The sequence below is a fragment of the Halorhodospira abdelmalekii genome (assembly GCF_016583625.1).
Taxonomy (GTDB): domain Bacteria; phylum Pseudomonadota; class Gammaproteobacteria; order Nitrococcales; family Halorhodospiraceae; genus Halorhodospira; species Halorhodospira abdelmalekii.
Map to the genome: position 1 here is coordinate 1 of NZ_NRRN01000063.1, position 12964 is coordinate 12964.

Below are 12964 nucleotides of genomic sequence, written 5' to 3' on the forward strand. Positions count from 1 at the left end.
CGTCCAGTCAAGCCCGCAATAGCCCAGGATCAAGCGCAACAACTGCGCCGCCGAGCCCAGCTTACGGGCGCGTCGCAAGGCGCCGTGCTCCCGAGCGTGCGACTCAAGATCGACCGGCAGGGCTTGTATCAACTCAGCAAATGCGTTATCTCTCACGGTGATGGCAGGTTCCTTTGGTGTGAGTGGTCGACGTCACTCTTGTGCACGCCGGAACCTGCCATCTTTTTTTAAATATATCAACCCTCTACAGTCTTAGTTTGGCGCCTATGACCCAGACCACTCGGCACCTCAAAAAGGACCGTTCCCTATCCGCTAAGTCCGCCAAGCCACTGACAGCGGGAGATGTGAATAGCGCACTGGTTCATAAGTATGCTTTTATAGCAGAGAGTTTTACTAGTTGATATGAGAACCTCCAAGGCCGTCAAAGTACGAGCGTCATTTTTAAACCAGGACACTAAGCACCCCGAAAAGCTTGAGACCACGCTCTAAATCGCTAAAATAAAAGGCATTTCCAAGGTCTCCGAGGTTTCTGATCGGACCGCATCAGCCTACGCGCGCGACCCACTCACCGCGAAACAGCAGAGCAGCTCGAAGAATCCAGCGTCCTTAAGCCTGCAGCTAATCTTTGCGTAAGTAAAGCCAGTCGCATGAACTAGCTTGTGCGCTTATGGCGCTACATAGGGACTGGCTTCACCTTTGCGAAACTGAATAAGCCCTTAATAGCAGAAACTGTAGTTGGCAGTTGCTCGAGGTCCACAGCAGCTGAACCGCTCAACAGCCTCGGCCGACAAGGCTCAACCGCCACGGTAATCGGCGATCAAACGCTGCACCAAGTCACGAGTCTCATCCGGCTGATCGAGTTGCTCCAACGGCGTCCAGGAGAAATCGACCTCGAGCCGATAGGAGCCCCTGTAGAGGTGCGGCGGCCCATCACGCCACTCCTCCGGGGCAAGCATGGAGAAGTAGAGATCGCCGTCGGGGCGCTCGTAGAGGTGGTAGATATGGCCCGGGCGCCGTTTGAAGTTGCAGCGCGCTCGGTGCAGATCCATGTCGCGCTGGCTCTCGGCTAGCACCTCGCGGGCCTGCTCCTGCAGCGCCCGAATCTGCTCGGCAATCACCGACAGCTTGGCACTGGTGCGGTTGCCGACGGCTTGATCAGCCTCCTGGATCTCGCGCGCCGTATCGACTAGATCGATCGGGGCGGCGAGGCGACTGACCGGATAGGGCGAACTGTGGTCAGGACCCTCATGGCGATCGGGGTTATCATCACGCTTGTACTCTGCCATAGGGCCCGATTTTACGGCTACCCGGGAGGCAAGACAAGCCAGGCCAAGCCAGGCCAGACCGTCACGTAGCTGCCACCGCCTCACTCTCCTTTGTCCCGCCCCGCAGGACGCTCTTCAGCGCCCTCCCCACTTTGCCCTCCACCGCTCTCTTCACCAAGATCGAGCAGACGGCGACGGAGCGCATCGGCGATGCACTGCGCCCGCGTCTCGCCCTCGCCCTCCTCGGCCAAGACTTCGGGCATCGCGGGGACGCCGAAGCGGATTCGCACCGGCCTCGGCCGCGGCCAGCGCCGCCCGATCGGCATCGCCTGCTCGGTCCCCTCGATCCAGACCGGCACCGCCGGCACCGGATGCGCCTCCAGCAGCAAGCCGACACCGGGCTGGAACGGCAACAGCTCGGTCGTCGGCGCTCGCCGCCCCTCCGGGAACCAGACCAGTGCATAGCCGCGCTGCAGCGCCGCAGCGCCGAGGGCTAAACTGGTGCGCGGTCCGGCGTGCGGGTCGACCGGCAGGATCTGGGTACTGCGGCTGAAAAAGCGCACCAGCCGATTGCCGAAGAGCAGCCCCGTAAAGCCGCCCCAGTAGAGCCGTAGAAGACGCTCGTAGGGCAACACTGAGCCGATCACCGGCGAATCGAGGACACTGCGGTGGTTCGGTACCAGGACCACCGGCTCGAAGATCGGCACCTCGCCAATTTGCTCGACCTCTAGCGGTGCATACCAGCGGAAAAAAACCTTCGCGAAAGCGCGTGCGACGTGCCCGCCAGCGCGCTCACTCAGACCTCGGGGCGCCAACCAGCGCCGCTGCTGCTCGGTCAGGAGGGTATCGGGATCGCGCAGCTGCTCGATCAGCGGCAGCGCACCGCCACCCCCCGCGGCCCCATCAGCCGCCTCGGCCTCGCCTGATTCTGCCGCCTCGCGCAAGAGATCGCGCACCGTCGCCACGCGGCCAATCGCCGCTTCATCGAGGGCCACACCACTGTGTTCGCGTAGCTCCAAGGTCAGATCGATCCAACCCAGCGAGTCGATCCCCAAATCGAGGTGCAGATCGGTATCGGGCGTCAAACGCACCTTGGCAAAGCGCCGTGTTAGGGCGTCCCAGACCCGGCGCGCGGCAGCGATCTGCAGCAGTTGCTGATCTTCGACCGCCATACGCTCGATCGCGACCGGTGTAGCCGCCGCCTCCTGCCCAGCACCGGCAGCCTCATCGGCGAGGACCTGTTCGTACTGCTCACGCAGCTTATGTCGGCGCATCTTCCCTAAGCGGGTGCGCGGCAACGGATCGGGGCTGATCCGGTAATCGCTAAGCTGATGGTGGCTCGGCAGCGCTGCCTGCGCCTCCTGCAGCGCCGCGTTCACCTGCTGCCGCGCACTCTCCGGCGAGAGCCCACGTAGGGCATCGGGATCGGCGAAGAGCAGCGCCACCAGCCGCCCCTTATGCTCCAGAACACCGGCATCGCGGATGGCTCGCGTCCCGCTCAAGGCCCGCTCGACGCGCTCGGGGTCGATATTCTCACCGCCGGCGAGGACGATCATCTCCGAGGCCCGTCCAGCCAAGTGGAGGTAACCGGCCTCGTCGAACCAGCCTAGATCGCCGGTGCGAAAGTAGCCGTCAGCGGTGAAGGCGGCGGCCGTCTTCTCGGGCAGCGCATGATAACCGGAGAAGACGTTCGGGCCGCGCACTTGGACCTCGCCGTGCTGCGGCATGGCCTCCTCCTCTGCGCCTTCCTCGGCCTCTCCGCTCTCTCCGGTCTCTCCCCGGGGGCTCGCCACCTCGCCGATGCGCAACTTCAGGCCCGAAAGCGGCAACCCGGCGCTCTCGAGCTTGACGCGATCGGGCGGATTGTAGGTCAAGATCGGCGAGGTCTCGGTCAGCCCGTAGCCGGTCGCCACCTCCCAGCCGAGACCGCGCAGCCGCTCACCGAGCTGCGGATCGAGCGGCGCCCCACCTGAGACGACCATCCGCACCTGCGGCGCCATGCGCCGTTGCAAGCCGCGAAAGAGGTGCTTGCCGATGCGCCAGCCGTAGCGTGCTCGCGCCGCCTGCGACAGCGCCATCATCGCCGCGAAGATCCGCTCCGCCCGCGCCCCGCGCTCAGCGACCCGGGTGCGGATTGCACTATCGAGTGCTTCGTAGAGACGCGGCACCCCGAGCATGATGGTCGCCTCGCCCTCGCGCAGAGCGCGCACGATCTGTGGACCGAGCACCGAGTACGGCAGCACGACCGTGGCACCGAGTGCCAGCGGGGTAAAGAGCCCGATCGAGAAGGGGTAGACGTGGTGATAGGGCAGCGGCACAAAGACGCGATCGTCGGGATAGGCGAGTTCCTGCTCCAGCAACGCGGCGACATTCGAGGCGATGTTGCCGTGATTGAGCGGCACCCCCTTCGGCGCCCCGGTCGTCCCCGAGGTGTAGAAGAGGGTCACCATCTCGTCGGGGCCAACTCGCGGCGGCTCTGGCGCAGTGTCACGGCACCACGCCTGCCAACCGTCGGCGGCATCGGCGGCGGCGTCGAGGTGGATCAGCTGCGGCGGCTGCTCCAGCTCCAGCTCGGCGAAGCGGCGCGCCGCCTCACCGGCGGTGAAGATATAGCGCACTTCGCTATCGGCGATGGCGTGCGTCAGCTCCGCACTCGGCATCTGGGTGTCGTACGGGGTCACCACCGCCCCGGCCTCGATGATACCGAGACAGGCAACGATCCACTCGGCCGAGTTCGGCGCCAGCAGCCCGACCGGCTCGCCCCGCTCGATCCCCCGTGCCGCCAAGCCGGCCCCGAGGGCACGCGCGCGATCGGCGAGCTCGCTGTACGAGCAGCGCACCACCCCATCACGGGTCAGGGCGCAGATCGCCTCGCGCTCGCCGTGACGGGCCAATTGACGAATGAGTGCCTGTAGCGTGCTCAGCTCTTCTGCCACCTGCTCCCCTCCTCTGTCCGGTGTCGCTATTATTCCGCCCTTGTTGTGCCCTTGTCGTGCCCTTGTGCGATCGCCCTGCAAGGTGACGGTCGAGTCAGCCTCCAGAGACTGTTATGATAGGCCGACTCGTTCGCAACCACATGTAGAGCATGGCAGATATCGCAGAAAAGACCCAAGGGCAAGGCGCCGAACCCCCGCGTATTCGGGAGATCCCCTACAACTACACCTCGTTCTCCGATCGCGAGATCGTGCACCGCTTCCTCGGCGAGGAGACCTGGGCGCTGCTCAACGAGCTGCGCGGCGAGCGCCGCACCGGCATCTCAGCGCGCATGCTCTTCGAGGTGCTCGGCGATCTCTGGGTCGTCTCGCGCAACCCGTACATCCAGGATGACCTGATTAACAACCCGAAACGACTGCGCGCATTGGCGCAGGCGATGCACCATCGGGTCGATGAGATCGTTGCCCGCGCCGGCGGCAACGAGAAGGCACTGCGCTTAGCCGAGAAGGCGCGCACCGCAGTGCGCGAGTTCGACGCCCACTATCAGCAGGTTAAACGGCTACGCGAGCGCATTCGCGGTCGCTTAGCGCGCCATACCCGCCGCGATAACATCTGCTTCGACGGCCTCTCGCGGGTCTCTCATGCCACCGATGCGACCGACTGGCGGGTCGAGATCCCCTTCGTGGTGCTCACCCCCGACTACGAAGAGGAGATCGCCCCCTTAGTCGCAACGTGTATCGCCGAGGGGTTGACCGTCATCCCGCGGGGCGGTGGCACCGGCTACACCGGCGGTGCGGTGCCGCTCGATAACCGCTCAGCGGTCCTGAACACGGAAAAGCTCGATCAGATCTCTGAGGTCGAGTGGGTCGAGCTGCCCGAGGTCGACGAACCGGTGGCGACCGTACAAGTCGGCGCCGGTGCGGTGACACGGCGCGTCGGCGAGCGGGCCGAGGCGGCCGATCTGGTCTTCGCTGTCGATCCGACCTCTCAGGAGGCCTCGACGATCGGCGGCAACATCGCGATGAACGCCGGCGGTAAGAAGGCGGTACTCTGGGGCACTACGCTCGATAACGTCGCCTCCTACTGGATGGTGACACCGGAGGCGCAGTGGCTCTTCGTCGAGCGCCTAGCGCACAATCTCGGCAAGCTCAACGAACAACCACAGGTGCGCTTTCGCATAACGCGCTTTGCAAGCGACGCCCGCACCCCGGTCGGCGAGCCCGAGATCCTCACCTTCCGCGGCTCGGACTTTCGCAAGACGGGGCTGGGCAAAGATGTCACCGATAAGCACCTCGGCGGCCTGCCCGGCGTGCAGAAGGAGGGCTGTGACGGGCTGATCACCTCGGCGCGCTTTGTCCTGCATCGGATGCCGACTCACATGCGCACGGTCTGCCTGGAGTTCTACGGCACCGATCTGCACCAAGCGGTACCGGCGATCACTGAGATCCGCGACGACCTGCTCGCCGATGAGCAAGTGGCACTCGCCGGTCTCGAACACCTCGATGAGCGCTATATCCAGGCAGTCGACTACAGCCCGAAGGCCAACCGGCGCGAGCTGCCGAAGATGCTGCTGCTCGCCGATCTCGCCGGTGATGACCCCGACGCCGTAGCGGCCGCCGCTGACCGGGCTGTAGCACTGGCACAGCAGCGCGACGGCGAGGGCTTTATCGCCGTCTCCCCGGAAGCCCGCCGCCGCTTCTGGTCGGAGCGCTCGCGCACCGCGGCGATCGCAGCCCACACCAACGCCTTTAAGATCAACGAAGATGTGGTCATTCCGCTGGAGCGTCTAGCGGAGTACACCGAGGGGATCGAGCGGATCAATATCGAGCACTCGATCCGCAACAAGCTGGCGATGGTCGACGAGATCCTCGACTACCTCGCCGGCCCGCTGCCGGAACTGCGCCAGGCGCCCGATTTCGAGGAGAGCGAAGAGGGCGAGCGGATTATCGCCGATAAGCAGGCGTCGGCCCGCGACCATCTGCGGCGAGTGCAGGTGCGCTGGCAGCGGCTGCTCGCAACCATGGACGAGCCGGCGAGCGCCTGTGCCGACCTGCTCGATGAGACGGCACAGGGCGATCTGCGCCCGAGCGACCGTGTCCTCGATCTGCTATTGCGTCGTAGCCTGCGGGTCTCGTTCCGCAGCGAGGCCGAGCGGCCCATCGACGAGATCTTCAACGGCCGCGACCTACAACCGGTGCGGGTTCGTTTTAAGCAGATCCACGACCGAGTGCTGCGCAGCCGCCTCTTCGTCGCCCTGCACATGCACGCCGGTGACGGCAACGTCCACACCAACATCCCGGTCAACTCGAACGACTACGAGATGATGCGTCAGGCCGAGGGGATCGTCGAGCACATCATGGATCTTGCCCGCGCGCTCGGCGGGGTGATCACCGGTGAGCACGGCGTCGGCTTGACCAAGATGCAGTACCTCGACCCGGAGCAGGTCGCCCAGTTTGCCGAGTACAACGCCCGCGTCGACCCCGAAGGGCACTTCAATCGCGGCAAGCTTCTGCCCGGCTCGGGCCTGGAGAACGCCTACACCCCGTCGCTGCGCCTCGTCGAGCAGGAAGCGCTGCTCCTTGAGGCGAGCGCCCTCGGCGAGCTGAACCACGAGATCAAAGACTGCCTACGCTGCGGCAAGTGCAAACCGAAGTGCACGACGCACGTCCCGCGCGCGAGCCTGCTCTACTCACCGCGCAACAAGATCCTCGCCGCTGGTCTGCTGACTGAGGCCTTCCTCTACGAGGAGCAGACTCGCCGCGGGCTCTCGCTGCGCCACTTCGAGGCGCTGAACGATCTCGCCGATCACTGCACGATCTGCCACAAGTGTCTGCAGCCGTGCCCGGTCAACATCGACTTCGGCGATGTCACGGTGCTGCTGCGCCAGATTCTCGAGGCCCGGGGGCAGCGGCGCAAGCGCCTGACCTCGAAACTCTCGATGGCCTTCTTAAACACCCAAGATCCGCGCTTGGTGCGCGGCATGCGCCTCATCTTGGGCAGGATGGCCTTCGCAACCCAAGCGCGGCTGTCACAAGGGCTGCGCCGCATCGGTGCTCTGCCCTTAAGGCGCCGCCCGGCGGCGACCACAGGACGCGCGAACCCGGTTACCCAGGCGATCCACTTCGTCGATAAACCGATGCCGAGCACCCTGCCGCCGCAGACGCTGCGCGCCTTGATCGGTGCCGAGGAGCGCGACCACATCCCGATTGTGCGCGATCCAAAGCTCTCACAGGCCGACGCTGAGACGATCTTCTACTTCCCAGGCTGCGGCTCCGAGCGCCTCTTTAGCGACGTTGGCCTCGCCACGCTCGCCATGCTCCACCACGCCGGGACCGAGATCGTCCTGCCGCCCGGCTATCTCTGCTGCGGCTTTCCGCAGCACGCCAGTGGGGCGAAGGGGCGCAGCCAAGCGATCAGCACCGCCAATCGAGTGCTGCTCCACCGCGTCGCCACCACGCTGAACTACGTCGATATCGAGACCGTCGTCGTCTCGTGTGGCACCTGCATGGATCAGCTGCTCAAGTACGAGCTGCAGAAGATCTTCCCCGGCAGCCGCCTGCTCGATATCCATGAACTCTTAGCGGAAAAGGGCTTCGCGCTGCCGGGCAACGAGGCAGTGAGCTACCTCTACCACGACCCGTGCCACTCGCCGATGCGCACCTACAACCCGACGGCGACGGCTTCGAAGCTCATGGGGCAGACGGTCACGCTGTCGGATCGCTGCTGCGGCGAGGCCGGATCGTTCGCCGTCTCGCGGCCCGATATCGCCGCTCAGGTGCGCTACCGTAAAGAGGCCGAGATCAGCGCTGCCGTCACCGCGGAACAGGGGCAAATGGTCGCAGAGCCCGACAGCATGCGCATGCTGACCTCCTGTCCAGCCTGCCTGCAGGGGCTTTCGCGCTACCGGGAAGAGACCGGCGTGCACCCGGAGTACATCGTCGTCGAACTGGCCGAAGGGCTCCTCGGGGCGGGCTGGCAAGAGCGCTTCCTGACCGAACTGCGCGACGGCGTGCTGCATAAAGTGCTACTCTGACCCCCCCATGATGGGGGGACGGAGAGGATAGAGACCCACAGGGGCCAAGATGGCACATGGAGGGGATAGGGGCGCGATAACGGCGCAATCACCTTGCGTGGAGGAAGGGTTCCGAGGGCGCCCTGGCAACAGGCACGAGACAGGTGGGTGGGGCCGGTGAATGAAGGTGGAGCGGTAAACGAAATCGTGGCGTCGGTCTGGGCGTGGTTCGATGCGCTGTTATGGCGCACCGGCTCGTGGGTTAATGGCCACGCATCAGAGGTCGCCCTTGCCCTGGTCGCGACCCTGCTGGTGCTCTACGGCGATCATATCAACCGCACCTTTGCACGCACGGTCCGCCCCTACCCGTGGCTGGTGCGTGTGATCGCCTTTGTCCTGATGTGTGCCTTCGGGTACGGCGCCATCACCGTGCTGGTGACCCCTCTAATCGCTCAAGGGATCCTCATGATTGAGGCGCGCTGGATCGGTCTGCTGACCTTCGTCGTTTTCTTCGCCATCGGCACCCTAGCCGAGCGAAGGCGCTACATCTAAGTCCTAACCCGCTCCCGATGCGTTGCCATCAGCTGCCCGGAGTCTGCCGGGCGGGCAAAGTAGAACCCCTGCCCACGTTCACACCCTTCAGCCAATAGCGCGGCCCGCTGCGCTTCGCTCTCAATCCCCTCGGCTAAGACATCGAACCCCAAACTGCGCCCTAGGGCGATAATGGCGCGCACGATTGCGCTCTGGTGCGGATCTTCCGGCAGACCATCGACGAAGGAGCGATCGATCTTGAGTAGATCGACCGGTAGATCCTTTAAATAGCTCAGCGACGAGTAGCCGGTGCCAAAGTCGTCGATCGCTACGCGCACTCCGTGTGCGCGCAGCTGCTGTAGCCGCTGGGTGATATCCCCATCGGGATCGACCAGCAGACGTTCGGTGACCTCAATCTCCAGGCGATCGGGCGGCAACCCCACACGTTCTAGGGTCGCCAGGGTCTTCGTGACTACATCTGTAGCGTTGAGCTGTGGTGCCGCAAAGTTAACGCCCAAAAGACCGAGATCAAGCCCGCAATCGAGCCACTGCCGAAACTGGCGTGCCGCCTGCGCCAACACCCAATCGCCGAGTTGCACAATCAACCCGGAGCTCTCAGCCACCGGCACGAAGCGCGCCGGCGAGACCCACCCCAACCGCGGATGCGACCAGCGCACCAGCGCCTCGACCCCATTCCAGCGCCCATCGTGCAAACCGACCTGCGGCTGGTAGTAAACGATCAGCTGATCGTTAGCCAGCGCTTGGCGCAACTCGGCAGCCAGCTCAACGCGCTCGCGCGCCCGCTCGGTCAGCTCCTGACTAAAGAAACGGTAAGGGACCTCTTCGCGCTTGGCTTGATACATCGCCGCATCGGCTTGTTGAATCAACTCGGCGGCACTGGAGGCCTGATCCGGGTAGACCGCCAGACCGATGCGCGTGGAGACCGGCATCTCAACGCCACGGATGGTAAAGGGGCAATGAAGCCGCTCCATTAACGCCTCGGTCAACGTCACGACCTCGTCGACCAACTCCAGGTCGGGCATCAAGACCCCAAACTCATCGCCGCCGAGCCGCGCGACCGTATCCTCGGTACGGACCACCTCGCTGAGACGCTCGGCCAACTGCTCTAAGGTCTCATCACCGACGGCGTGGCCAAAACTATCGTTGATCAACTTAAAGTCGCTGACATCAACAATCAGCACAGCCAGCAAGCAACCCGTGCGCTGGCTGCTCACCAGTGCCTGTTCGAGACGGTCGTGAAAGAGCATACGATTCGGCAGCCCGGTTAGCGGGTCGAGGTGCATCATGCGTTCAAGCTGATGCTGATACTCCTTAACCCTGGAGATATCCGAGAAAACCGCCATGAAGTGGCTCCGGTGACCGCTCTCATCGCGGACCTCACGGATATTCAGCTGCTGCGCGTAGGTATCCCCGTTGCGACGCCGATTCCACACCTCCCCGCTCCACGAGCCGTGCGTCTCTAGCGCTTCCCACAGTGCCGCGTAGAACTCTGGGCCGTGCACCCCGGAGCGCAAGATCGCCGGAGTCTGCCCGCGGACCTCCTCTGCAGAGTAGCCGGTAATCTCCGTAAACGCCCGGTTAACCACAACGATACGCTGCTGCGCATCGGTAATCATGATCCCTTCGGCGGCCTCATCGAAGAAGATCGCCGCCTGCCGCAACTGCACCTCGACCCGTTTACGCTCAGTCACATCGTGCAGATTGAGTAGCTGCGCCTCCTGCCCCTCCCATTGCAGCTCGCGCACCCGCATCTCGACCGTGCGCACCCCTCGCCCGGAGTTGTAGAGTTCGATCTCCTGTGGCGTATCTCGGGCAACTGGAATGCCAAAGAGCAGCCCCAACAGCTCCTCGGCCGAACAGTCAAACAGCACCCCAGCGGTGGCATTGGCATAGAGCACCAGACCCGCCCGATTGATGACCAGGATCCCCTCTGTGGTGTTCGCCAGCAGGTAGTCGAGCTGGCGTTCACGCTCGCAGAGCACACGTGCTGCCGCCTCGCGCTCACGCAAGTCGTGCAGGATGCGCACCTCATGCCGCCGCCCTTCGAGCACCAGCGAGGCCATCGATACCGCGACCGGAATTTGCCCGCCGTTGCAATGGCGCACCATCGCTTCGCGCCCTCGTCCCCAGCCATTGCCGGGCGCTGTCTTGCACAGACCCAGCCCCTCGGTCAACGAAAGGGTCAGTAACTCCGCTTCGCGGTAGCCAAGAAGACGCTCGGCCGCTGGGTTGCAAAAGACCACGCGCTGTTGTTCGTCGCTGAGCAAAATGGCGTCTTGAGCGGCGGCCGCGAAGGCCCACGCCTTGGCCTCGGCAGCGCAGCGCGCCTGTTCGCTCTGCCGCTGCGCCGTGACGTCCTCCAGGATATGCAGCGAGTGACGATAGACGCCATCCGTCCCGTAGACTGGGAAGGAGCGCGAGATCAGCGACTCGCCACTGGCCACCGTACACTCCTCGACCGCTCCGGCAGCACCAGCGCTGTAGCTAAAACCAGCGCCGGCACGATCGGTGCCGGAACGGGCAACAGGATCAATGCCCCCCTCGACAACGTGCTGACAGCCGGGCAGCGGACCGTGGCGCTGCGGAAAGACCTCCCAGTAGGGGCGCCCAAGGACCTGGTCGCGCGTCATACCGGCCCGCTCCAGGTAGGCCTGGTTGACCTCCAAGAGGCGATACTCGGCATCGTGGATGAAGACTAGGGCCTTGACGGCGTCAATCACCGCCTTCCAGTCAAAACCCACCCAGGCCGCCTGCTCCCTCACGGCTACCGCTTCGACGGTATAACTTCCAGAGCAACCTCCGCGATCCCGCCACCGCTGCCCGGCCGCTTGCCAATCCCACTTCTCGACCGCTTGCCAGTCCCGCATCGGAGCACCACTGCGGCCCTTTTTTTCATCGCCCATATCGCTCCCCTCCCCCTCGCCACTACAGCACGCCCGATCACCCCACCAGATGACCTAAGACCCCACATACTATACCTGTTTCGGCCAAACCGTCGCCATTTTGATTTATACCAATACAATGCAGCCACAGCACCCCCAGCCTATCGCACCCCACAGAAAAGCGCGCGAGCCCGCCGCGCAACCCCGGGGGTGGTGCGGCGAAAGCGCGCCGCCTGTTGTATCTCACCCCCCAACCGTCACATCCTATAGTCGACGCCAAGGAGGGGATCCGGACGCCAACGGCACCGGCAGGCAGGGACGAGCTTGGTACGAGACTCAAAGAGACGCTTCGGTCGGAGGCCATAGTCCTCGACCGGGATCGAGAGCCAACGAAGGACGTTGACGATATCCAGAGCCGTACGGCACAGGCAAGTGCGGCAGCGGATGGTCCAAATTGAAATGGAGGTAGAGAGCTATGACCGATATTCGCACCGGCCTCACCGATGAAGAGTGCCAAGAGATCCACGAGATGAACATGCTGGGCATGCACGCGTACTGGTCGATCGGCCTGATCGCCAACGCCCTGGCCTATGCGTGGCGTCCGTTCCACCCGGGTCGCGCGGGTAACCGCCTTGAGGACCACGCCCCTGACTACGTCCGTTCCGCTCTGACCTCGGTCCAAGAGCAAGCGGGCTCGGTCGCGGCTGCCGTTCAGCAAACCCCGGTGATCGGCTAAGCACGCAGCGACGAGCGGCCGAATCAGGTTGGATCAGAGTTAAGGAGACTAGACCATGTGGAAACTGTGGAAATTTGTTGACTTTCGCATGACGGCGGTGGGCTTCCACCTGTTCTTTGCGCTGCTGGCGTTTGCCGTTCACTTCGCCTGCATCAGCTCCGAGCGCTTCAACTGGCTCGAGGGTGCGCCGGCTGCCGAGTACTACATGGACGAGAATCCCGGCATCTGGGCCCGCACCTCTTACGACGGCTAATCGCCTTCGGTTGAGTTGTGCGGTGGCGGGGGAGCCCGGCTAGGGGAGGTGCTCAGCATCACACCGAATCGGGCAGCCCTCGCGACAGGGCTCAACAGTGGCCCTTCGAGCAAGGGGGTCGTTTCGGTTGCGCGAAGCAGCATCCGGGGCGGTCCCCTTCTCAGGGTCAGGGGCCTGAAAAATAGATGCCATAGCAAGACAAGGGGACTTCAGCCATGGCGTTGTTAGATTTTGAGCGAAAATACCGAGTAAGAGGGGGCACTCTCCTCGGCGGTGACCTGTTTGATTTCTGGGTCGGGCCGTTTTACGTCGGTTTCTTCGGTGTGACGG

The 12964-nt window shown here is 63.9% G+C and carries 7 protein-coding genes and 1 pseudogene; 5 read left to right on the forward strand and 3 right to left on the reverse strand.

Annotation, left to right across the window (positions count from 1 at the left end):
• Nucleotides 1-794: 794 nt before the first annotated feature.
• On the reverse strand, nucleotides 795-1286 hold the full coding sequence (locus tag CKO15_RS12185; RefSeq protein WP_200196689.1) for a C1orf50 family protein: 492 nt from the start codon (nucleotides 1284-1286) through the stop codon (nucleotides 795-797).
• 80 nt (nucleotides 1287-1366) lie between these two features.
• The gene (locus CKO15_RS12190; protein ID WP_200196691.1) at nucleotides 1367-4201 is read right to left on the reverse strand and encodes an AMP-binding protein; all 2835 of its coding nucleotides are present in this window, start codon (nucleotides 4199-4201) and stop codon (nucleotides 1367-1369) included.
• Nucleotides 4202-4350: 149 nt separating this feature from the next.
• Here CKO15_RS12190 and CKO15_RS12195 point away from each other — a divergent pair, with 149 nt between their 5' ends.
• Together CKO15_RS12195 and CKO15_RS12200 are read left to right on the forward strand one after the other, a co-directional pair.
• Nucleotides 4351-8232, forward strand: a complete 3882-nt coding sequence (locus CKO15_RS12195) for a DUF3683 domain-containing protein (RefSeq protein WP_200196693.1) — start codon at nucleotides 4351-4353, stop codon at nucleotides 8230-8232.
• Nucleotides 8233-8388: 156 nt separating this feature from the next.
• Nucleotides 8389-8763, forward strand: coding sequence for a DUF3392 family protein (locus CKO15_RS12200; RefSeq protein ID WP_338036062.1), 375 nt, complete (start codon nucleotides 8389-8391; stop codon nucleotides 8761-8763).
• On the opposite strand, the gene CKO15_RS12205 is transcribed toward CKO15_RS12200, so the two are convergent.
• On the reverse strand, nucleotides 8760-11666 hold the full coding sequence (locus CKO15_RS12205) for a sensor domain-containing protein (RefSeq protein WP_200196695.1): 2907 nt from the start codon (nucleotides 11664-11666) through the stop codon (nucleotides 8760-8762). The two genes, CKO15_RS12200 and CKO15_RS12205, sit on opposite strands and share 4 nt — an antisense overlap.
• 454 nt (nucleotides 11667-12120) lie before the next feature.
• Between CKO15_RS12205 and CKO15_RS12210 the strand changes: the two genes are divergently transcribed.
• The 3 genes and pseudogenes from CKO15_RS12210 to CKO15_RS14215 all read left to right on the forward strand — a co-directional run.
• A complete protein-coding gene (locus tag CKO15_RS12210; protein ID WP_200196697.1) occupies nucleotides 12121-12381 on the forward strand; it encodes a hypothetical protein in 261 nt (86 codons plus the stop codon).
• A 55-nt stretch (nucleotides 12382-12436) separates the two neighbouring features.
• The gene (gene pufA, locus CKO15_RS12215; protein WP_096408097.1) at nucleotides 12437-12634 is read left to right on the forward strand and encodes a light-harvesting antenna LH1, alpha subunit; all 198 of its coding nucleotides are present in this window, start codon (nucleotides 12437-12439) and stop codon (nucleotides 12632-12634) included.
• A 215-nt stretch (nucleotides 12635-12849) separates the two neighbouring features.
• Nucleotides 12850-12964, forward strand: a pseudogene (locus CKO15_RS14215) (photosynthetic reaction center subunit L); the annotation flags it as partial.